We start from the raw sequence: 22,594 nt of genomic DNA, 5'->3' as shown, positions 1-22,594 counted from the left end.
AACATAACTGTTTAAGAAATATATTATACACTAAAGCGCAAAATACATAAAAATCTATTATAATATTTATATGTCTTTTGACATTTGAATAACCAAGCAAGTTATTTTCAAGATAACATACTAAAGAATTAAATATTTATTTACAAATAATACAAAAATATTAAGGAGTTATTAGTAAATGCATTTTCCAATTAAGAAATGAAAAACAACAGTTTTTAATTATATTCCCGGTCTAGTAATTGCTGCACCTTTAACATTACTTGCTAGTGTGCCTACTCAGCAACAACAATTTCAAGGAGAAATTACAATCGACTACAAAAATCACCCTCAACAATATTTAAGAGATTCTTTAATTAAAATTGTGTTTGAAGGCAACGAAAATAATAAAAATTATATAAATAACATAGAAACTCAAGTTAAGCATATTGTTCAACAGCAATTAAAAAATAAGTTAACAGAAAAAGAAATACAGTCAATTGCACTTAATTTGATTAAATCTACAAAAGATAATTTTCAAAATAAAGAACTTTTAGAAGAGGCTTGATATCATTGATTTCCAAGGGCTTTTTGATGATCAGTTTATATAGCTCTAGAGGCGGCTGATTTTATTGTCAAAGGTTTTGGAGAATTATTTCAACTGTTGCCACTTGGTTTAGATTTTCTTGAACTTTATCTTAATTATTTGAGTCTTAACATTCCGGCTGCCCAGGCCAAAAAAGGTTGAATTATAGCTAAAATATTAATGGCAATGACTACTAATGATGATAGTGTGATCGTTGGGCTATCAACTAGTGTAGTGTTGGATATTTTAGAAAAGTGGTCAAATACACTTAGCAGGACCGCACTTTTAACTTCTTTTTTAAAAAGTCTTGTTATTAATGGTCCCTTTGCCTACTTAGTTCCAAAAGTAAAAGAACTAACACAAAAAGCCAGTTCCTATCTTGAAGATAAAAAAACAGAGGCATGGGGTAAATATTTGTATTATAAGAAATTAACTGATGGTGAATAATTATGTTATGGCGCAAGTATTTATTTAAAATGTTTTTAACAGGATTGTCAATATCAACAATATTCCCTATTGCTGTTTCTTGTGGTGATGTTCCAGAAATAAGACTTAAAAAAGAGTTGGCAAATGAAAATAAAGAAAAACAAAATTTTATATTAGAAACTATCGTTAAGTTTCAGGATGCTCAAAACAAACAAGACACATATCAAACTTTTACTTCTACTTACTTAGCAACAAATAATGATAAATATTATTTTTTAACAAGCCGTGGAGATTTAAAAAATTTAAATCAAAAAACAATTAATATCAGCCTAACAAATACAAATTTGGAAAATAACTATCCTTTATATTTTTTTAGTGGCGAGGTTATCTTTGACATAGTTCTTAATCACGAAAATTATATAGTCTATGCAATAGAAAAATCTAAATTATCTTCAAGTTGAGGAGATAGACTTATTCAGGCTCCAAATCATGGTGGTGAACCTATAAGAAATGAATTTTCAAATAATCATAATGTAATTGAACAAATTAATTCAGCTAGGAGTTTAGACCTTAACATAGATGAAGTTATATCATACACCCCTATACAGCCAACATCAATACTATATAAACAAATTTACTTTGGCATGTTTAAATCTATTCATTCTTCTATAACTGCTTTATCTTCGGAAATAAAAAAAACAGATCAAACCGTAACATATAATCATCCAGCACATATTAATAATCAATTCTTCGGTAGCCCTTTGTTTCATAATTCTAAAATTGTTGGTATTTTAAACAAATACCAAAATTATTTAATTAATTCTAAGGATTATTATAAAGTAACTTTTTACATTTTTAATCTTGACGATATTCAAAAAATAAGGCAAGTAGTAACTACCTAAAAATCCCGTCCGTACTTTCTACTTATTTTTATGTAATAAACATTTAAATTTTTATATAAAAAAGATGAGGCTTTTTTAAGCCTCACTTATATTAAAATTTACGTTATAAAATAATTTAAGGAACTATATTATAACATAAAATTATCTAAATATAAAGAAAAAAATTTGTTTTTTGGAAAATGTTTTTTGGAAAAGTCACACGCGAGATATTAACAAAATAATTGTCTTTTAATTTTAACATAATTTTTATATAAAAAAATGTATGCGAAAACAGAAAACACGGCAGTGTTTTCTCGTCGGTTTTGCTTACTTTTGCCAAAAGTAAGGCCCCTTTGATTGCAATCAAAGGCGGGGGATTAAAAAAGTTTTTAGGTTATCTTATATTGCCGGACAACTTGCCGATAGTTATTTATTTTTTCCATCATATAATCAATTTCTTGCTGAGAATATTTATCTAAGCTTTTTCCTTTGGGAATGTAATACCTAATTAAGCGGTGCATATTTTCTATTGAGCCTTTTTGTCATGAACTATATGGTTGGCATTTAAATAATCTTTCAGTTGGAATGACCTGGTGCAATAAGACATTCTCACTACCATTATCAACTGTTAAAGTTTTAATGTCTAAGTTATGTTTCTTGATTAGTTTTAGAAGAGTTTGTTTGATAGCTTTGGAATTGCGTTTTGAGAGCATAGCATAAGACATTCTGGTTTGCCGTTCAATTATGGTCACAATACAATATGTATCATTGATTTTACCAATAACGGTGTCTAATTCAAAATGACCATGTTCTGAGCGATTATTGATATAAGCTGGACGTTTCGAAATTTCTGTTGCATATTTTAATGTTTTAGGTTTGGTTTGTTTCTTCTTCCTTATGCCATATTTGCCTTCAGATTTTTTAACAATGTGGCTAAAATCAAGGAAATAAGGGTATTTTTTAATTATTTTATAAATTGTACTAGGTGAAGGAGCAAATTCATCAGGTGATAATTCTTTAAAAGAATTCACAAGATAGGTAACTGATTTCTTAACTTCTTTTTGCACTAAGTTCTTTTTATTTCTATTTTTATTGTATGTATTAAGCTCACTATGCCAATATTTTCTGTAGGCCTTTCATTTCTCTTTAATTGCATCACTTACAAAAAAGAGTCGTGAAAATGAATAGTCTAATAAATGTTCGTATAGTTTAGTAAAGTTAAGGGTTTTAACACGCATGACTCTTTTTGAACACTTAGGACAAGCATAGCGATTTTGTTTATCTAAACTAAGTGGTCTGCGATTTGTAATAATTTGGATTTTGCTTTTTATACTTCGAATGTCTCTATCAAAAATTTTGGCTACTTCTTGGATTGAGAAGCCTTCAGAAAGTTCTTGTAAAATATTATAAAGTTGTTCTAGATCAATTTGATCTGATCGTAATTTTCGTTGCGTCCCAAGAGCTCCTTGCATTTTCAAGATAGTATTGTAATTCTCTTCAATTTTAAAATGTTGATATTTATTTTCTTTTCGATATTTGTCAAAAACACAAATATATTTTTCTAAATTTTTCATATAATTTTAAGGTCTCCTTATAATTTTTAAAATTTTATTAATGCAATTATTTTATTACAAGGCAGACAAAAAACAATGTCACATGCAAAAAACTTGCATGTGACATTTCCAATTAATAGTTTTTTGGAAAATGTTTTTTGGAAAAGTCACTTGCGAGATATTAACAAAATAATTGGTATTTTAAATTTATATAAAAATACACAAAATAGCGGAATTAAATCTGATAAATATTTACATTTTTATAAAAACAGAAGTTAATAATATAAATAACGTAATTAATGAGGTATGTAACTAATGTATGGAAAATTAAAATTTAAAAAACTTATATTAAATGATAAAAACTATATAGTGCTTTGGTTTTTATCTTTTCTTATTTTTTTAAAAATAATGGCTTTTATACTATTATTTACACTTGACAATAAATTGAGCCAATCTTTAATCTACAACAACCCAAGGGATATAATCTTGGAAAATCCTGAGGGTTATATTTCATTTTTGTCAAATGATAATGTTAATAATTCTTCATTTACTCTGAATAAAGATTTAATTGCTTTGATATTTTTTATTTCGTTTTGTTTTTCATTTATAACCAGAATTCATTTAATTTTAGTTCTAAAAAATGATCATAAATTCATAATGTCAGGTCTTAATCTAAAAATATACAGAATATTGTTATTCTTTTGGCCTTCAAGTTTTTTAATTAAAATAATTGCAAAGTCTTATCATAAACAAAACAACTTCACAACTAGACAATTAATTATCAAGTGGAAGATTGTTAATTTGTTTAGGGATTTATTTAGCATTGGTGTTTTAATAGGAATGATAGTTACACTTTATTATTTATTTCCTAGTATTTCACAAATAATTAATAATGCATTTAAAGACTTTACAAATTATATTGTGTACATTGTGTTGGTAGTTATTTTAAGTCCACTAATTGGGTTTAGTATAATAGCATATCCTACATCTTTTATTTCTTTATATTCTGCTGAAATATATAATGAAATACTACAAAAGGAAGGCAAACAATGGAAGAAGGGTGGCTTTATATTTTTTGTTGTTTTTATTTATTTGAAGGCTTGGTCTAACGTTTTGGGTTTAGAAAAAGATATAAAAAACCAAGATCTTAAAGAAAAACAAGATATAGGATATCTATATAATACATTAAATAAAGAAACAATTATTAAGTTTATTTGGCATACTTCCGCCATACTCTCTTTTGTTTCTATACTCACTTTAGCAATCAAAAAAGTTAGTTTTATTGGTGGTTTAGACATCAATACAATTCTAGGTTTTTGGTTATTTCTTGGGTGTTTTATTTATATAGGATATTTTACACCTCGTTATATTGCAAATATCATGTTATTAAAAACATCAACTAAACATATAAAAATTATGTATATAATTGATTTGATTGTTCCCATCTTATCAGTTTATAATATTATAAATTATCATAAAAAGAAAGAGATTTATAACGGAATAAATTAAAAATAATTTTTGCTAAAAAAATAAAGCAACGTTCGGATAAATTACCCGAATGTTGCTTTACTTATCTAATAATTTTATATGTTACTTATTCATTAATTCTGATTCTTTTTCTTTTGTTAACATATTGATTTTTTCAATATATTCATCAACTAATTTTTGAATTTTATCTAAGTATTGTTTTTGTTGGTCTTCGGATAACTCTCCATCTGATTTAATATTTTTATTTATATTTTGGCGAGCATTACGAACTCCAACTTTAGCTGCTTCAGAAATTTTGCCGAGGCTTTTAATTAGTTCTTTCCTACGTTCTGTTGTTAAAGTTGGAAAATTTAAACGTACTTGGTGCCCTTCATCAATAGGCATAACCCCTAAATTAGCTTTTTCTAAGGCTTTATAAATATCTTTAGTAGTTGTTTGATCATAAGGTTTAATTAGCAGTTGTTGTGGTTCAGGAACACTTATATGAGATAATTCTTCAAGCGGTGTTAAAGTATCATAATAATTAATCTTTATGCCCTTAATTATTTGTGGATTTGCTCGCCCTGTTGAAATCTTAGACATTTCAAATCTCAAATGACTAATTGGTTTTTCTGCAGTATCTTCAAAGTCTAATATATATAAATCAAGTTCCATTATTTTGTTACCTCTGTATGTTTAATAGATGAATCAAGTACTCTTAAAATTGAGTTATCTTCTAATAAGTTAAAAATTATTAAGTCAATATTGTTATCGCGTGCCATACTAGTGGCTGTTAGGTCCATAACTTGTAATTTATTTTCTAAAATTTGGTCATAAGTTATTTTGTCATAACGTTTTGCACTTGGGTTTTTTTTAGGATCACTATCATAAACTCCATCAGTTCCATTTTTCCCCATTAAAATAACTTCGGCACCTATTTCAGCCGCATAAAGAGTTGAAGCTGTATCGGTTGTGAAAAATGGTCTACCGGTTCCCCCAACAAAAATTACAACTTCCCCATCTTTTAAATATTTAATTGTTTTTTCATTTACATAGTTTTCGGCTATCTTAGGATCTAAACTTAATGAGCTTTGCACTCTTGATTTCAAACCCACAAGTTCAAACCCACTACGAAGAGCTAAACCATTCATAATAGTTGCTAACATTCCAATATAGTCCGCTCTATTGCGCGGGATCCCGTTTTTTTCCGCAGAAGCTCCTCTTCAAAAATTGCCACCACCAATTACAATTGATACCTGGATGCCTTTATTTACTATTTCTTTTAATTGTAAAGCTATTTTCTTAACTAATTCATTATCAATAGCTAAATGTTTTTCTTTATTTGCAAAACCTTCACCAGAAAGTTTAATTAAAATCCGTTTGTATTGTTTCATAATCTTCCTAAAGATAATTAAATTTTATATTTAATCTATAATATTTTATAAAAAAATATAAATTATTTTAATTTTGCCCAAATTTTCTTTCTTGCTGTTTAAGCAGTCTTTGAATATTAGCTTTATGAGCAAGAATAACAATTCCAGCATTAAAGATATAAAAACATATAGTAATGATATTTGTATTATACTCAACGCCAGAAACTCATGATAATGGCCCTGAATTAACTCAAGGAATTGCTATAAAAACAATCATAACTAAAGATGTTAACACACTAGCTAATGAAACATATCTTTTTCAAAACATAAGGCCAAAGAAGAAAATTGCTGCAATTGGTAATAAAACAATGTTAATTGAAATTAATAAACCAACTGAGCCAGCAACACCTTTGCCACCTTTAAATTTATAAAATACCGGATATACATTACCAAGTAAAACACCAATTCCGCCTAAAAGAGGAATTAAATATAGTTTTGAATATAATAAACTTACGTCTTTAGTTTTACGTATAAATTCTTCAGTTATTGCATCATTTACTAATTGGCTAACTAAACGACATAATAAGACAACAATGAATGTTTTAAAGATATCTATTAATAAAATAATAATAGCTGATTTTTTGCCATAAACTCTAAGAGAATTTGTAGCACCAGCATTTTTTGAATAATACAATCTTAAATCTGGCTTTTTAGTGAGTTTCCCAAATAAAATTGAAGTATTTAAAGAACCCAATAAATACCCAAATAAGAAGAATGTTAAATTAAGTAACATGGTTAGAAATATTTGCATTTTTAAACTCCTTTAAAATTTTAACCTAAAATATTATATAATTTATTTTAAGATGCAAAATAAAGAAAAATATAATATAAAAATTGTAGAATTGCCTGAAAATGTTCTGCGTAAGCGATCATTAGATGTAACATTACCATTATCTAATGAAGATATTGATCTTGCTAAACAAATGATTTATCATATCGATACGTCACAAAGTGGCGAATCTGAATTTCGCCCTGGTGTTGGTGTTGCAGCCGTACAATATGGAATTTTAAAAAATGTCTTTTATGTTTATTTAACTGATTCACAAAACAATATTATATTCAAAGATGTACTTTTTAATCCAAAAATTATATTTCAAAGCAAATCTTTGGTTGCTTTAAGTGATGGCGAGGGTTGTTTGAGTGTTCCTGAAGAACACCCAAATCAAGAAGGTTATGTACACCGCAGCAAAAGAATTATTGTTGATGCTTTTAGTTATTTAGAAAATAAACATATGAGATATGAAGTTACTGATTATTTAGCAATAGTATTTCAACATGAATTAGATCATTTAAATGGTAAATTATTTATCGACAGAATAAATCAAAAAAATCCATGAAAAAAACAAACAAAGGCAAAATATTTATAAAGAAAGGAAAAAATGTCAGAAACATTAAAAAATTTATTAATAAAATTATCAGAGTTATTTAATAACCAAAACTCAACAACATATGTTTTACTTATATTTATAGCAGCATTGTTAATAAGTTTTGGATTTGGCTTTTTATATGGTTTTAAGTGAACTATATTTAAAATTTCCGCAATTGTAATAACAATTGTATCATCAATTATTATATACGGAGCTTTATCAAGTTATATTAATAATTCGCAGGATAGTGATATAAGATCATTAAAAGGAGTGATTCCATTGCTAGTTTCTTTACTATCAATCATTATCTATCTCTCTGCAAGAAGTTTATTTTTTGTAGTTAACAATATTTTACACTTCATCCCTAAATTTAAACGCAAAAGAAAAACAGCAAAACATAAATGATTAAAGAGAGTTTCTTTTGGTATAACTAATGCTATTTCAACAATTCCAGCTGGTTTATTAATGGCTAATGTTATGCTTATTTCTTCAAAAAATGAAGACAGTTCAACAAACACAGTATCAAATATTGGAGTAAAAATAATGACTGGGGGAAAAGGAGAATCATTTGCTTCATTATTCTCAAAAGTAGATGATTTTCAAAAAGTAGTTGAAGGCTTATCGGACTCAACACTTTGAAGTAAAAACTATTCAACACTAAGCAAAGAAGAAAAGGAAAGGGTTGATAAAGCACTTAGTGAAATTTCAAAAGTTATTAATAATGATCGTATCTTCGATATTGTGATTCCTGTCTTGCGGGAAAAATCAAAAGAATTAAAAATTGAAAAGAATTTAGAAGACATTGTTGATAAAGCAATTTCTAGAATGTCTGCAGAAAGACCTGATTATCTTACAGCTAATTCAGACGAGAAAAAAAGGGAAATCTTAACTGATTATTTAACTCAAAATATAGATAAATTATACAACGAAGCTAAAACACTAGATTCTAAACTTGATGATAAAATTTACATTATTAAAAATGTTGCTGCTAATTTAGAAGATAAAACTCAAAAGAATTTAGTTGAAAAACTAGATGAAATAGTAGAAAGCGAAAGTTTAAGAAAAAAAGCAGATGTTGGTAAATCATTAAATATCTTTATTAAGTTTTTAAAAGATAAAGCTAAAAGCGAAAGACCACAAAATTCATCAAGTAATAAAGATGAAGATCAAGATTAATATTTAAATACATATGTTTAAACCAAAACAACAAGATTTACCCATAAACAATGAACAAACAATTAAAAATTCTCATATAAAGAATGACTTCAATCCAACAACCTTTAAAATAATAAAAAACGAGACAAAAACAAGGATTGTATCACTATTATTTTGATTATCTGTTTTAACGGTTTGTTTAATTGGAATTGGTTATAATGCCCTAACACATTTAAACACAGAATCGCTCGGAATTGGTCTTTACATCCTTATTTCGATTCCTGGATTTATTTCGTTATTCTATATAACCAAAAATACAATTAAAATCTTGCAATGAAAAAAAATCAACAAGAAGTACAAAGACAATTTTTCAAGCAATGATATTTCTTCAAGTCCTGTTTTTGCAGAATTATACCGTTCACTAATTTTAAAAAGGCTTCGTATAACTTGGTTAATAATCTTCTTTTTCACATATTTTGGGTTGTTTAATATCTTAATTTTTTCATTAAAAGATCAAATTATTGAAATCGGTAGCCCATTTTCGCCACAAGAAAATACTAGCTTTAATATACACTTTATCCTTGATTTTAAACAAGTATTTAATCAATGATTTAAAAATACAAATTTACTGTTAATAATAAATTTATCAATTATGATTAGTGCCCTTGCTTTTTATATTTTTAGCTTGTTTTTTGACAAAAAAAGAGCTGATGATATAATAAATAACTTTAATTCAAATGAAGCAGCAGTGCAATTACAAAATGTAGTATATGAACAAAAAACCCAAGAAAATAAAATTTGAATTAAATCATACGTTATAATTTTTGTTTTAACTATTTTATTACCATTTGTTTTAGTAATTTATTTAGTTTATCGTGGTATAGTAAGGAGAAAAAAATAATGAAATTATTAGTAATCATCGAAGATAAATTTAAAGATGCGGAATTAGTTACGCCTTTAACTATCTTTAAAACATCACAAAAATTCACTCAAATTGACTTTTATAATCCAAATCTTAAGGAAGCACATGGAAAAGATAATCTTGCACATATAAATAACATTTGTAACAATATCAATATAGAAGATTATGATGTTATATTTGTTCCTGGAGGGCCTGGTGCACAAACTTTAAGAAAAAATGTTGTATCGCTAAATTTAATTCGTAAACACCACGAATTAGGAAAACCTATTATAGCCATTTGTGATGCTCCAAACGTCTTAAAAGAAGCAAATATAATTAAAAATAATCCCTTTGCTTCATATCCTTCAGATTGAAGCAAAGAATTAAGAAAACAAAATTGAATTGATTCCTTGACAAATTATAATGAAAATAATTTTATCACTGGAAATTCACCATATGCATCAGCTCGATTAGCATTCATTTCACTAATTAAATTATTTGGATACGAAGTTGCTTTAGAAACATATAAAATTTATGCGGGTAAGCCAAATGCATCAGAAATTGTTTTATAAAAAACATATGAACAAAAAAGTTAAACTGGGAAATTTTTTTCGGACGGTTTAACCTTCCCCAACCATACCATTTGGCTAAGCCAAACGGAATGCTTTGGGAAGGTTTTTTTATCTTATTCTTTTATAATTATATCAGTTTATAAATTCTTTGATTTTTTGTGATAATTCAATAAAAGTAAGTTTTTTACAGGTTTGATCAAAATTTGGGAAAATTTCACTTTTAAGAATTGAAAAGAAATACTCAATTTCACGATTGTCAAGACTATTACCAATTCTTGACATTGATATTTTACCTTTTAGTGATTTTATTTTTTTAGTATATTCGACCGACGAATAAGCAGTTCCATGGTCAGAATGTAAAATAAAATTATTTTTGAATTTTGTATTACTGATATTATTCAAAATTAGTTCAGTATCATTTCTAAGTGATAATTCATAGGTCACAAACTTAGTTTTATGATCAATAATTGCAGATAAATAAATATGATTTTGTTCAATATCTTTTGGTGCTGGTATGTAGGTCACGTCTGTTGCATATATATTATTGTTACGTGAATTATAATCTCTTTTTACTAAATCAGGTATTTTAATACTAGTATTTTTAGATTCCTTGGTTTTACGTTTTTGTCTAACAAATGTTTTCAAATTAAGCTTTTTCATATAATTTCCTAGGGTTCTAGGATTTATTTGAATATTATATTCTTGGAAAATATATTTAGCAAGTCTCCTTCGTCCATACCTTTCTTTATTTTCGACAAAACTTTGAAAAATTATTTCTTTGTGTTTAACCTTTAGTTCTTTAGTCTTGTTGTTATCTTTCAATTTCTCGTAATATGTAGATCTTGAAACACATATCATTTTAGATTTTTTAGTATGTGAAAGATTCTTGATTTTCTTTATCTTTGAGATATCTGCATCAATATTATTTTCATTAAAAATTCGATAGTAGTATTTTATAACTGCATCTTTTTCATCATCTTTAAGAGTATCAATTCATGTATAATCGAGAACTTTCTTTTTCTTTCTCCCAACACCTTTATCTTTCTTAGGTGATTTACCGCTTTGTGATTCTATGTTCATATTTAAATTATACAGTTTTCTTTTCTTTAACATATTTCTCATTGATTCTTTATTTCAGTATACTTTTCTGATATCAAAACAGAAATTATCAAATTCTGCCTTCGTTATTCCCAGGTTCAAATATTTATCGTATAAGTCAAAAATTTTGATTCATTCTTTAGTCTTTAAATGCCTCATAACTACCTCTCTTTCTTTATATTAAAAATATTCGGATTTTGTCCGAATATTTTTTCCCTGTCTAAGTTAACATAGTTTTATGTTAACTTTTTATATATTTATTTTTATTTAAAATTTCTAATAAATAAATTTTCTTTTTTCCAACGTGTAGTAATGAATACTTATTATCTCAAAAATTGCTATACATTAAAAACTCTTCAGAAATAGGAATTAAATTTACTTTAAGAGAGTTATTAGTAATAAACTCCCTTGCTTCTCTTTTTGATTTAAGAACATTAAATTTTATTAATTCTTCTACTAAATTAGTATTTTCTTTAATAGATAAACAATTTAAATCTTTTTTTAATAAAGATATTTGCTGTGTTGTTATGCTATTTAAATCTAAGTCTTTATTAAATAAAATTTCAGAAAGTGTTTTACATTTTGTTGCGTCTTCAATATTGTGAACATCTTTAATAACTTCAAATGCTAGAGTTTTTTGAGCTATTCGTAACTTTGGATTTTCTGTATGTTGTTGTAAAATATCTTCAATTTTATTTAGTGGTATGAAGGTTAACCATTTTAATAACTTTTCAATTTCTGAGTCTGGCTGGTTTAATAAAAATTGGTACATATCATATGGTTTGGTCATTTCAGGATCTAGCCATAAGCTACCACCACCTGTGGATTTACCAAATTTATTACCATTTGCATCTGTAAGCAAATTACATGTAAAAGCAAAAGCTTTATGGTCAATACCTTCCTTACGAGATATAATCTCAAGCCCTGTAGTGATATTTCCCCATTGATCAGATCCACCAAATTGACCATGAACATTTTTATCCACATAAAGTTTATAAAAATCCCACCCTTGTATTAAGGTATAGCTAAATTCAGTAAAACTTAATCCATTTTCTAACCTTGTTGCAATCGAATCTTTAGCTAGCATATAAGTGATATTAATTGATGAACCTACATCTCTTAAAAAATCAAAAACATTCATGTTTTTATATAATTCTAAATTATCAAAAACTTCTAATCTGAATTTTTGCAATTGTTTTACAATAAATGATTTATTTTGATTAATACTATCTTGGTCTAATAAAACCCTTTCTTTCGAACGAAAGGTGGGATCACCAATCATCCCAGTTGCTCCACCTACAACAGCTAAAACATTAATACCAGCTTGTTTTAAACGTAACATTGTTGCGATTTGAATATAATTTCCTAAATGAAGACTTTGTGCAGTTGGATCAAACCCCGCATACACATAAGCATCTTTTTCGATATTTTTAAATTTATCTAAATTAGTTACATCTTTTAGAATTCCTCTATTTTTTAATTCATTAATTATCATGTTTTATAATAAATTCCTTCCCAATATCTTCAATATCTCCAAAAATCAATCCTTGCTTATTAATTGATAAAGTTTGATACCCTGCTAGCATACCATTACTTTCAACATCCATTACCTTTCCAGGTAAAACGTTTGACCCTGAATATGTGGTAGAGCCTGGCAAAGCACAAACCAAAACACAGCCTTCAAGGGAGTCAAGGGTATTTGTAACAATTTGAAACTCGTTTTTAGAATCACTTACAGTCAACACAAAAAGTTTTTCCGATTTAGGGTGAACTACACGTTTAATAACTTTAACATAAACAAATTGAGGTTTGTCATTAATAATTAAATTATTTTCTAATGCTATCTTGTTAATCGCCACTAACTCGCTTAATTTAGTAGTATAAAATTTATCATTTTTAATGTTATATTTTAAATTATTTAACACATTTATGCTTTTAACATTGTTGTTTTTATCTATATTGAAAACTAAATCATCAACAATAATTCTTTTTGTATAAACCAATCTAGAATCAATAAAAATTATTGAGTTATTTTCAAAATGTTTGTTTATATTATTAATAATAATCATGTTTAAAATTATAACAAATTTTATATAATAGATTTTATGAAAGATATAGCAATAGTTGTCGATTCAGCTTGTGGCCTAGATAAACATCAAGCAGAAAAACTTGGATTCTATTTTTTGCCACTTCAGATCGAAATGAATGATGTTGTTTATAATGATGGTATTGATTTAAATACTAAAACATTTTTTGATAAATTCAACTTAAAAACTAAGGGAGTAAAAACATCTGCTACGCCAATAGGATATTCTGAAAACTTAATTAAGTCTTTAGTAAATGAATATAAACATGTGGTTGTTTTTCCAATCTCAGAGCATTTATCAAGTCAATATAGTTTTCTTAAAATTGTTTCAGAAAAATATCCAAACGTGCACATAGTTAAATCAGTAGACGTTGCACAAACAATTTTATTTAGAGTTAATAAGTTTTTAAGTTATCTTAATAAATTAGGCCTTGATAATTCTATAAAAAATGCTAGCATATGAAATGATTATGAATTAGATATTACACTTGTCCCTAAGTATAATGATTATTTAGTAAAAGGTGGTAGGCTATCAAAACCAGTGGCAACTTTGGCAAAATTACTTAAAATTGTGCCACTAATTAGATTTAGTGATGGTATATTAAAAAAACAAGGCAAAGGCCGCCTCTTTTTAAGATCATTACAAAATGCCATAGATGAAAAAATGGAAACATTCAACAATGATGACGAAGTGATTTTATTAGGAGAAAAAACAGAAGAAGCAAATTATTTACTAAATTATTTGGATGAAAAATATAATATAAAAACTAATATAATTCCGATTCCAAACGTTATCTCAATTCATACAGGTCCTGAAGCAATTGTGGTTATTAAAGGCACCAAAATCAAAACAACACTAGAAAAATACTTTAATAATGAAAATTTATAATTTAACTGATGAGACACAACTTGATAAAGTTGTTTCTTTTTGACTACCTATAATTCAACAAAAAAAATACTTATTGTTAAATGGTGACTTAGGGTCGGGTAAAACTACATTCGTAAAATATTTAGCAAAACATCTAGGTATAAAAGAAAAAATTAATTCACCTTCGTTTAATTATATGAAAATGTACAATGGCTTAATTCATATTGATTTATACAACTTTAAAGGTGATATTGAAGAATTAGAGGATTATTTTGAAAATAATATCGTTGCAATAGAATGATCAAATTTACATAATTTAAAATTTAAAGAATATGTTATGGTTAATGCAATATTGAACCATGGCGGATCTCACACATATCAAATTGAGGCTAAATAATGAATTTATATTTAGATACTGCAACAAGTGATTTTTTAATAATTTTATTTAACAATAATATAAAAATAATTGATCACCTTTATATTAAAGATGTCCCTAAAAAAGTTAATTTATTAGTTGAAAATTTTGAACTTATTTTAAAGAGAAACTCACTAAATACTTATGATATAAAGAGTTTTTATTTAAATTTAGGTCCTGGTTTTTTTACTGGAATTCGTATTTCCTTGATTTTTTTAAGAACAGTCGCATTAATTCATGGCCAAAAAATCTTTACTACATCTACCTTTAAAATTCTAAATTTTATTAATCCAAATTTAAATGAAATGTTTTTAGATGCGCAAGGTGACAAAGTATTTTATTTAAATAAAGCAAATTTTAGTAAAGAAAATTATATAGATAATATTGAAATTATACCAAAAGATAATCAACTCATTAATAAAGTTGATTATAATAAATTCATTAATGAGTTTTTTAATTCTATAACAATTTTTCAAGAAGAGTCGGATTTATTAAATATAAATCCGTATTACATAAAAAAACCACAAATAGGTAATAAAAAATAATGAGAATATTAGGTATTGAAACATCTCACGATGATACATCTTTAGCAATATTAGAAGACGGAAAAATATTAGATATGTGGACTATCTCACAAATTGATATATTTAAAGAATTTGGAGGAACTATTCCTGAATTAGCTTCTCGAGAACATATTAAAAATATTTCAATTATCCAAAAACTTATTCAAAATAAATATGATTTAAATACTGTAGACTATATTGCATATACCAAAGAACCCGGCTTAATTGGTTCTTTACAAGTTGGATATTTATTTGCAAGTGCATTATCAATAAGCTTAAACAAACCAATCATACCAATAAACCATTTAGATGGCCATTTTCTTTCAGCAACAATTGACCATAAAGTTACGTTTCCTGCTCTTTGTTTATTAGTTTCTGGTGGCCATACTCAAATATTATATGCCAATGATATTGATGATATTAATATCATTGGGGAAACCTTAGATGATGCTGTTGGGGAAGCTTTTGATAAAGTTGCGAATAAATTAAATTTAGGATTTCCTGGCGGGCCAATCATTGACAAAATACACCAATCTTATAATGGTGAATATATTAGTTTTTCAAAACCAAAAACACAAGATGAATTTGATTTTTCATTTAGTGGATTAAAAACACAAGTGCTTAATTTTATTAATCAATGTCAAATGCGAAACGAAATTATAAATAAAGAAAAAATAGCAGCAAGTTTTCAACAAACAGCAATTGAGTATTTAATACAAAAAACAGTTAAAGCACTACATAAGTACCCAATAAAAACTTTAATGTTAGGCGGGGGAGTTAGTGCTAACAAATATTTAAGGTCACAATTTAGTAAATTACATCCTAATACAATTATGCCAAATTTAAAATATGCAACAGATAATGGTGCAATGATAGCACAAACTGCTTATTTAAAAATACTTAAAAATAAAAAATAGACACATTTTCAATAAATAAATGTGTCTATTTTTTATGAAACTTATATGTATGGTAAAATAGTTTTATGAATTCAAAAAATGATATTTTAAAAAAAATTATAGAATTAACTAAAAATATTAACAAATGAAATAACGAATATTATAACTTATCAGATCCAAGAATTTCTGATGCTAAATATGATTTAGAGTTAATCAAATTACAAACTCTTGAAAAGCAATATCCCCAATATATCCAACATGACTCCCCAACACAAAAAGTGGGCGGAAACTCATTAAATAAATTTAATGAGTTTGTACATAATAAACCAATGTTATCTTTAAATAAAGCTCACTCAAAAGAAGATATTTTAAAATTTATAGAAAATACAACTAAAAACAAAAATCAAAGTATTACATATAGTTTAGAACCAAAAGTTGATGGTATTTCAATTGCTTTACATTATAAAGATGGTAACCTAGTTAAAGCAGTTACTCGAGGAACTGGTTTAGTAGGTAGTGATGTCACAAATAACGTTAAAGAAATTAGTGACATTCCTAAAAAAATTAATTTTACTGGTGATTTAGAAGTAAGGGGTGAGATTTACCTACCAAAAAGTGAATTTGAAAGATTGAACAGCCTAAGATTAAAAAATAATGAAAAATTATTTGCTAACCCCCGTAATGCTGCTTCTGGTTCAATTCAACAAATTAACAATAGTAACATCAAAGAAAGGAATCTTGCTTCAATTATTTATGATGTGGTTGATTGTGATAAATTAAATTTAAAGTTACAAACACAAGTAATAAAAAAGTTAAAAAATCTAGGTTTTAAAACTAATCCATATATTAAAGAAGCAGATAATTTTGACGAAGCTTGGGATTCTATATTAGAATTCAAAAACATAAAAGATAATTTAGAATTTGAATGCGATGGTTTTGTTTTAAAAGTTAATCAAATTGATCTTTGAGATAGTTATGGGCAAACCTCTAAATTCCCAAAACATGCAATAGCATACAAATTTGAAACAGAAGTGAAGCATTCAATTATAAAAAATATAATTCCAGCAGTTGGACGCACTGGCAAAATAAGCTATGTTGCGGATATAAAACCAATTAATTTATTAAAAACAATAGTAAAAAGAGCTACATTACATAATTTAGATTTTATTAAAAATATGAATATAAATATAGGTGATGAAGTAAGCATAATAAAATCAGGCGAAATAATACCTAAAATTATTGGTGTAAAAGCAAAAAATGTCAAAGATTACTATAAAGGTGTAAATAATTGTCCTTCTTGTAATTCACAATTAATTAATTTAAATAATTTGGTTGATCAGTTTTGTTTAAACTATTTGTGCAAAGAAAAGCAAAAAAAACAATTAATTCATTTTGTGGGCAAACATGCTTTAGATATTCAAACTCTCGGTGATAAAATAATTGATATTTTCTTTGAAAAAGGTATTTTAAATAGTTTTATTGATTTATTTAATTTATATACTTACAGAAGTGTAATTTTAACCTATGAAGGGTTTAAAGAAACTAAAATAGACAAAATAATAAATGCTATTAATGAAAGCAAACAAAAAACACCATTTTATAAAGTTTTATATGGTTTAGGAATTAAACATGTTGGTTTACGAGTGGCCCAACTTTTAAGTTCTAAAATAAATAATTTTCAAGAATTAATAGATATAAATTTAAATGAATTTAAATCAATTGACACAATTGGGCCATCAATTTTAGAAGAAATAGAAAAATATCGCACAGATCATAAAGAATTGCTACTAAGCCTTGATAAAATTTTTGCTTATAATAAAGCAGACGATAAACAAACAAACAAATTATCAAACTTATCTTTTGCTATAACAGGAAAATTATCAAACCCCAGAAGTTATTATGAAAAATTAATTATAGATAATGGAGGAAGATATTCCAATTCAATTTTTAAAGACCTTTCGTATCTTATAACAAATGATTTAGATGTAAATAGTTCTAAATTTAAAAAAACAAAAGAATTAAATATAAAAATAATTAATGAAAATGAGTTCTTAGATTTAATAAAATAAAAATATTTGCTTAAATTAGCAAATATTTTTGTTTAAACTGTTTATTTCGTGGAAAATTATCTTTTTATTTCTTTTAAACGAGCACTCTTACCTTTACGGTCTCTCATATAGTACAATCTTTTTCTGCGAACTTTGTTTGAACGAACAACTTCAATATGAGCTATTAAAGGTGAATTAGTAGGAAATGTTCTTTCAATACCAACACCATAAGAAATTTTTCTTACGGTAAAACTTTCTCTAGTTCCTGATTCTTTTTTAGAAATTACTAAACCTTCAAAAATTTGAATACGTTCTTTTTCTCCTTCGCGAATACGAACATGAACTTTAACGTTATCTCCTGTTTTAAATACAGGTAAATCAGTACGTAATTGTGACTTTTCTACTAGTTCTAAGAAATTATTTCTCATTATTAATCCTTTCGATAATATCTGGTCGATTCTTCTTTGTTTTTAATATTTGTGCTTCCTTTTTTCATAAATTAATTTCTTTGTGATTACCGCTGAATAATACTTCTGGAACTTTCATTCCTTTATAGTCTCTTGGCCTTGTGTATTGGGGATAATCTAATAATCCTTCGTTTTGAAATGAATCATTTATATGAGATTCTTCTTTAATAACACCTGGCAAAAGCCTTAAGATCGAATCAGCCATTACCATAGCAGGTAATTCACCACCAGTTAATACATAATCACCAATAGATAATTCTATATCAACTAAATCTGTAATTCTTTCGTCAAAACCCTCGTAACGTCCGCAAATAAACGTTATTTCTTCTTTTAAAGATAAGTCATTTGCAATTTGTTGATTAAAAACCTTTCCTTGTGGAGTTACTAAAACTTTGTAACCACCGCGGTTTTTTAAACTATCTAGCGCTAAATCAATTGGTTCTATTTGCAGTAAAAGGCCGTGTCCCCCGCCATAAATTTCATCATCCACTTTTCTATGTTTATTTTTAGAAAAGTTTCTAAAATCTATAGTTTCGATTTGGATTAAGTTTTTTTGTATAGCCTTATTTATAACACTTTCTTCGCTAAGTGGTTTTATGTAATTTGGGAATATTGTTAAGAAATTAATTTTCATAGCAAAATATTATTTTTGTTTTTTTAGTAAACTAGCAACTGTATCAGTTGGTTTTGCACCTAAAGAAAGTCATTTTGTAACTAATTCATTGTTTAGAACAAGTTCTTTTGTTTTTGGATTGTAATGCCCAAGTGCTTCGATAATTTTACCGTCTCTGGGAGCTCTTGCATCAGCTGCTACGATTTTGTAAACTGGTCTGAATTTACTTCCCATTCTTTTTAATCTAATTTTTACCATTAGTGATAATCCTCCTTGTCAAGTAAAACTGCTTTACAGTTTGTTTACATATTATACACATAAATGCTAAAATTTATTTAAAATTTTAATAAAAAAAAGCAAAAAAATATTTGCCTTTTTTACTCTATTTCGAGTATTTTTGTATTATTTATTCATATTATGTCACCAGCCCTTGCTTTTGTGTTTTTTGAAATAACTTTTTCTCCGTTTATTGTTACTTCATTATCTTCTAAAAAGAATTTAGCTTGGCCCCCTGTGTCTATTATTTTTGTATATTTTAGTAATTGCCCGATTTTTATAAATTCTTTTGTAATAGTGATTTTCATTAATACCTCCTAATAGGGGTGATTAATTGTATGTTTCCGCTGTTTTTATCACCGACTATATATACTCTTTTTTCGTCGTTTGTCACACATAAATATATATTTTCTTCGTTAAATGCTCCAAGAGCATCCTTTATATAATGTCAGTCAATATCTATATCAAATGATCTTCCATTATATTCAAAATTAGTTGTTGAGTGTTGTGAAATTCCCACTTCAGCAACTTCAAAGGTAGTTTTTATTTTTTCAGTGGAAACAGAAAATTCAAGTCTTTTTGTTTTTTCAGCATTATAAAATACAGTTTTGTTTATTATTTTTAATAATTCTTCTTTTTTGATTTTTATATTTTTGGTATTGGAAAATTTTATTAATTTTTCAATATCGTGGTATTTTAAATTCACAAGGTGTGTGAAAATTTTAGTATTATTATAAATGATTCCAATTTTATTTTTATTTATAAATAAAGTTATATTTGTAGGCATTTCTTTGTGGTATAACTTTTTGAAGTTTTTGGAATCAACATTTATGTTTAAATTTGATTCTTTGTTAATTTCTAATAAATGGGTCGACAACCTGAAACTATCTGAAGCAGTAATTCTTAGTTTTGTATTTTCCGATTGAATGTTTATAACTTTTGTGATAGGGTTTGATGTTATGTTGTTTCCTTTTTCTTGGTTTAAATTAGATGATATATAAACATTGTTTATTGTTGTTAATAAATCAGTTGAGTTTATTTTATAAGTAGATTCAACTAATGAAAAATCAAAGTCAGGGTATAGTTTTTCATTCAAGAATACCAAAGTATAGTGCGTATTATTTTCAAAAACCTCTAAATTATTTTCTGATTTAAAGAATGTAATATTTTTTTCGAATTTTTTTATTAAGTTTTTTAAAATACTTGCATTTATCAATAGTTTTCCGGTTGTTTCTACTTTTAAATTTTTTTCGTCTATTTTAATCATTTTTTGAGCAGCTATATTTGTGTTCCCAGCTGTAAAAATTAATTTGTCAAAATAAAGTTCAATTAAAATACCTCTAAATGGCAAAAATGTATCTAACGGTTCTACGTACCCTGATAAAAAATCTATTGTATCTTCTATTAATTTTTTTGAAATTGTGAATTTCATTTTAACCTCCAATATTAATATTATTATATTTTGTGCTTTTTGGGGTAAATACAAAAAAATATCAAAAATACATATTTATTTTGTAAAAAAAACACTTTTTTGCAAAATTAAAATTGTGAATAACTTTTATTTAGTTGTGTATATCTCGCTTTTTATTTGGTTTAACACAAGTTTAATGGAAGAATATATTTCTTCATTTTTCTTTTTTTTCAAAGCATTCAAAATTGTAGTATGATCTTTATTTAAGTAGCGTCCAATTTCAGTTGAAGACATATTCAATATATCATCCATTAAAATAATAGCAATATGCCTGGCAATAACGATCTCTTTCTTTCTAGTTTTCCCCATAATTTCTTTAACACTGATCTTATAGTATGCTGAAACTTTCTTGATAATCACATCGGGTGTTAGTTCCGCTATTTCCTTAAACCTTTCTTTAAAGATTTTTTTAATAACGCTAAATACATAATCAGTTTTTATAAGATCATCATTGTAATATTTTATCTTTGTTATAGCGCCCAACAAAGATCTTATTGAACCCCCGAATTCTTTAACAACAAATAATTTAGACTCTTTGTCAATTATTTTTGGATCAATGTTGTTTTTTTCTAATAAAAAATTTAATATATTATCAATTTCATTTTCGGCGGGCTTGCTGATTTTACTTATAAAACCTGATTCAAGTCTAGTATACAAGCGATCTTCAAACTGAAGCTTCAATTCTTTTAATTCTTTTTCTGATGAAATAATTGTAGGAACATCTTTTTGCATACGGGCTTCGATTATTTGGTAAATAAAATTCTTGGTTTGTTTTTTTTGACCTTCGCCAAAGATATGAAAATCATCAAAAAGAACAATGTCAGCATTAGTTATATAGTTAATTAATTTAGTTATATTATTCGTTTTATTATCCTGGATAGCCGTAAGTATTTTTTTATTAAAAATTAAAGGAGTTATATATATTGATTTTTTACCACTTTCTTCTATTTTTTTGCCGATAGCTTGTAATAAATGGGTTTTTCCACCACCTGAAGGTCCAGATAAAAAAAAGATATTAAAATCTACACTAAGTTTTGATATGCTTGTTCCAATATCAACAGCTTCTTTATTAAATCCGCCCTTTAAATAATTCTCGAACGTTGATTTATCTGAATAATCATTTTGAAAATAGTTTTTAGTTTGCTTTGGTTGCTCAATTATTTGGTCTAATGATTGTTCAGTTTTTTTATGGTCTTTTTCTATAACAATTTTATATTTTATAAATTTGCCAAATACTTGCTCTACTGACTTATCAAGACTTTCTTTATAAAGATTCAAATAAATTTGCTCTGAATTTTTATTGTAATTTTTAAAACTTAGTAAAACTTCTTGCGATTGTATATCTAAAATTTCTACATCATTAAAAAAAGTTTTATAAATCATATTGTCTTTTACTTCGTTTGACAAAAATTCTCTTAATTGTTTCGTCCTAATATTTTTATCAACATCTCAGTTTGTTTCATTAACTCCTATCAT

General features: G+C 26.3%; 26 protein-coding genes. 13 read left to right on the top strand and 13 right to left on the bottom strand.

The genetic code is table 4. The annotated features are described in order from the left end of the window. Positions 1–178: 178 nt before the first annotated feature. Positions 179–1,009 (top strand): hypothetical protein, encoded by an 831-nt coding sequence (locus tag AC0B4T_RS00130; RefSeq protein ID WP_465102625.1) that lies wholly within the window; start codon positions 179–181, stop codon positions 1,007–1,009. 2 nt (positions 1,010–1,011) lie between these two features. Then, positions 1,012–1,890, top strand: coding sequence for a hypothetical protein (locus tag AC0B4T_RS00125; RefSeq protein ID WP_465102624.1), 879 nt, complete (start codon positions 1,012–1,014; stop codon positions 1,888–1,890). A 368-nt stretch (positions 1,891–2,258) separates the two neighbouring features. Here the strand turns inward: AC0B4T_RS00125 and AC0B4T_RS00120 are convergent, their stop codons facing one another. Further along, positions 2,259–3,443 carry an IS30 family transposase gene (locus tag AC0B4T_RS00120; RefSeq protein WP_465102623.1) on the bottom strand — a complete coding sequence of 395 codons (1,185 nt, stop codon included), beginning with the start codon at positions 3,441–3,443 and terminating at the stop codon, positions 2,259–2,261. A 75-nt stretch (positions 3,444–3,518) separates the two neighbouring features. Between AC0B4T_RS00120 and AC0B4T_RS00115 the strand changes: the two genes are divergently transcribed. Then, positions 3,519–3,701 carry a hypothetical protein gene (locus AC0B4T_RS00115; protein WP_465102622.1) on the top strand — a complete coding sequence of 61 codons (183 nt, stop codon included), beginning with the start codon at positions 3,519–3,521 and terminating at the stop codon, positions 3,699–3,701. A gap of 36 nt (positions 3,702–3,737) precedes the next feature. Next, on the top strand, positions 3,738–4,931 hold the full coding sequence (locus AC0B4T_RS00110; protein ID WP_465102621.1) for a hypothetical protein: 1,194 nt from the start codon (positions 3,738–3,740) through the stop codon (positions 4,929–4,931). Between the two features lie 81 nt (positions 4,932–5,012). On the opposite strand, the gene frr is transcribed toward AC0B4T_RS00110, so the two are convergent. The 3 genes from frr to plsY form a co-directional block, all read right to left on the bottom strand. Next, a complete protein-coding gene (frr, locus tag AC0B4T_RS00105) occupies positions 5,013–5,564 on the bottom strand; it encodes a ribosome recycling factor (RefSeq protein ID WP_465102620.1) in 552 nt (183 codons plus the stop codon). After that, on the bottom strand, positions 5,564–6,283 hold the full coding sequence (gene pyrH / locus AC0B4T_RS00100) for a UMP kinase (protein ID WP_465101108.1): 720 nt from the start codon (positions 6,281–6,283) through the stop codon (positions 5,564–5,566). The genes frr and pyrH overlap by 1 nt, the downstream gene beginning before the upstream one ends. A gap of 67 nt (positions 6,284–6,350) precedes the next feature. After that, the gene (plsY, locus tag AC0B4T_RS00095) at positions 6,351–7,073 is read right to left on the bottom strand and encodes a glycerol-3-phosphate 1-O-acyltransferase PlsY (RefSeq protein ID WP_465102619.1); all 723 of its coding nucleotides are present in this window, start codon (positions 7,071–7,073) and stop codon (positions 6,351–6,353) included. Between the two features lie 52 nt (positions 7,074–7,125). Here plsY and def point away from each other — a divergent pair, with 52 nt between their 5' ends. From def to AC0B4T_RS00075, 4 genes are read left to right on the top strand one after another with little or no spacing between them, the layout of a single operon-like run. After that, positions 7,126–7,689 (top strand): peptide deformylase, encoded by a 564-nt coding sequence (gene def / locus AC0B4T_RS00090; protein WP_465102618.1) that lies wholly within the window; start codon positions 7,126–7,128, stop codon positions 7,687–7,689. A gap of 12 nt (positions 7,690–7,701) precedes the next feature. Next, positions 7,702–8,865, top strand: a complete 1,164-nt coding sequence (locus AC0B4T_RS00085; RefSeq protein ID WP_465102617.1) for a hypothetical protein — start codon at positions 7,702–7,704, stop codon at positions 8,863–8,865. Between the two features lie 13 nt (positions 8,866–8,878). Then, positions 8,879–9,745: an MSC_0882 family membrane protein gene (locus AC0B4T_RS00080; protein ID WP_465102616.1), complete on the top strand. Its 867-nt coding sequence runs from the start codon at positions 8,879–8,881 to the stop codon at positions 9,743–9,745. After that, complete coding sequence (locus AC0B4T_RS00075) at positions 9,745–10,317, top strand: DJ-1/PfpI family protein (protein WP_465102615.1); 573 nt, start codon at positions 9,745–9,747, stop codon at positions 10,315–10,317. Before AC0B4T_RS00080 ends, AC0B4T_RS00075 begins: the two co-directional genes overlap by 1 nt. Before the next feature lie 108 nt (positions 10,318–10,425). On the opposite strand, the gene AC0B4T_RS00070 is transcribed toward AC0B4T_RS00075, so the two are convergent. From AC0B4T_RS00070 to tapR, 3 genes are all read right to left on the bottom strand, one after another. Continuing rightward, complete coding sequence (locus AC0B4T_RS00070) at positions 10,426–11,574, bottom strand: IS3 family transposase (protein WP_465102614.1); 1,149 nt, start codon at positions 11,572–11,574, stop codon at positions 10,426–10,428. Between the two features lie 82 nt (positions 11,575–11,656). Further along, positions 11,657–12,910, bottom strand: a complete 1,254-nt coding sequence (gene tyrS / locus AC0B4T_RS00065; protein WP_465102613.1) for a tyrosine--tRNA ligase — start codon at positions 12,908–12,910, stop codon at positions 11,657–11,659. Beyond that, complete coding sequence (gene tapR / locus AC0B4T_RS00060) at positions 12,900–13,484, bottom strand: TyrS-associated PheT N-terminal domain-related protein TapR (protein ID WP_465102612.1); 585 nt, start codon at positions 13,482–13,484, stop codon at positions 12,900–12,902. The genes tyrS and tapR overlap by 11 nt, the downstream gene beginning before the upstream one ends. Positions 13,485–13,520: 36 nt before the next feature. Between tapR and AC0B4T_RS00055 the strand changes: the two genes are divergently transcribed. The 5 genes from AC0B4T_RS00055 to ligA all read left to right on the top strand — a co-directional run bounded on the left by AC0B4T_RS00055 (position 13,521) and on the right by ligA (position 18,312). After that, positions 13,521–14,390, top strand: coding sequence for a DegV family protein (locus AC0B4T_RS00055; RefSeq protein ID WP_465102611.1), 870 nt, complete (start codon positions 13,521–13,523; stop codon positions 14,388–14,390). Then, positions 14,377–14,766, top strand: a complete 390-nt coding sequence (gene tsaE / locus AC0B4T_RS00050) for a tRNA (adenosine(37)-N6)-threonylcarbamoyltransferase complex ATPase subunit type 1 TsaE (protein ID WP_465102610.1) — start codon at positions 14,377–14,379, stop codon at positions 14,764–14,766. Before AC0B4T_RS00055 ends, tsaE begins: the two co-directional genes overlap by 14 nt. Next, positions 14,766–15,329: a tRNA (adenosine(37)-N6)-threonylcarbamoyltransferase complex dimerization subunit type 1 TsaB gene (locus AC0B4T_RS00045; RefSeq protein ID WP_465102609.1), complete on the top strand. Its 564-nt coding sequence runs from the start codon at positions 14,766–14,768 to the stop codon at positions 15,327–15,329. The genes tsaE and AC0B4T_RS00045 overlap by 1 nt, the downstream gene beginning before the upstream one ends. Next, positions 15,329–16,264 carry a tRNA (adenosine(37)-N6)-threonylcarbamoyltransferase complex transferase subunit TsaD gene (gene tsaD, locus AC0B4T_RS00040; protein ID WP_465102608.1) on the top strand — a complete coding sequence of 312 codons (936 nt, stop codon included), beginning with the start codon at positions 15,329–15,331 and terminating at the stop codon, positions 16,262–16,264. The genes AC0B4T_RS00045 and tsaD overlap by 1 nt, the downstream gene beginning before the upstream one ends. A gap of 65 nt (positions 16,265–16,329) precedes the next feature. Next, positions 16,330–18,312 carry an NAD-dependent DNA ligase LigA gene (gene ligA / locus AC0B4T_RS00035; protein WP_465102607.1) on the top strand — a complete coding sequence of 661 codons (1,983 nt, stop codon included), beginning with the start codon at positions 16,330–16,332 and terminating at the stop codon, positions 18,310–18,312. A 56-nt stretch (positions 18,313–18,368) separates the two neighbouring features. Here the strand turns inward: ligA and rplS are convergent, their stop codons facing one another. The 6 genes from rplS to AC0B4T_RS00005 all read right to left on the bottom strand — a co-directional run. After that, positions 18,369–18,719: a 50S ribosomal protein L19 gene (gene rplS / locus AC0B4T_RS00030; protein WP_465102583.1), complete on the bottom strand. Its 351-nt coding sequence runs from the start codon at positions 18,717–18,719 to the stop codon at positions 18,369–18,371. Further along, entirely contained in the window at positions 18,709–19,392 is a 684-nt protein-coding gene (gene trmD, locus AC0B4T_RS00025) for a tRNA (guanosine(37)-N1)-methyltransferase TrmD (RefSeq protein WP_465102606.1), read from the bottom strand. Before trmD ends, rplS begins: the two co-directional genes overlap by 11 nt. Before the next feature lie 9 nt (positions 19,393–19,401). Next, positions 19,402–19,629: a 30S ribosomal protein S16 gene (gene rpsP, locus AC0B4T_RS00020; RefSeq protein ID WP_465102585.1), complete on the bottom strand. Its 228-nt coding sequence runs from the start codon at positions 19,627–19,629 to the stop codon at positions 19,402–19,404. Positions 19,630–19,748: 119 nt separating this feature from the next. Next, complete coding sequence (locus AC0B4T_RS00015) at positions 19,749–19,955, bottom strand: RNA-binding S4 domain-containing protein (protein ID WP_465102605.1); 207 nt, start codon at positions 19,953–19,955, stop codon at positions 19,749–19,751. Continuing rightward, complete coding sequence (locus AC0B4T_RS00010; protein WP_465102604.1) at positions 19,955–21,079, bottom strand: DNA polymerase III subunit beta; 1,125 nt, start codon at positions 21,077–21,079, stop codon at positions 19,955–19,957. Before AC0B4T_RS00010 ends, AC0B4T_RS00015 begins: the two co-directional genes overlap by 1 nt. Positions 21,080–21,205: 126 nt before the next feature. After that, on the bottom strand, positions 21,206–22,594 hold a 1,389-nt coding region (locus tag AC0B4T_RS00005), incomplete at its 5' end, for a DnaA ATPase domain-containing protein (protein WP_465102603.1).

This window comes from Mycoplasma sp. 10961 (genome assembly GCF_055523525.1).
The sequence above is the reverse complement of the archived record's forward strand: the minus strand, read 5'-3'. Positions and strand labels throughout refer to the sequence as shown.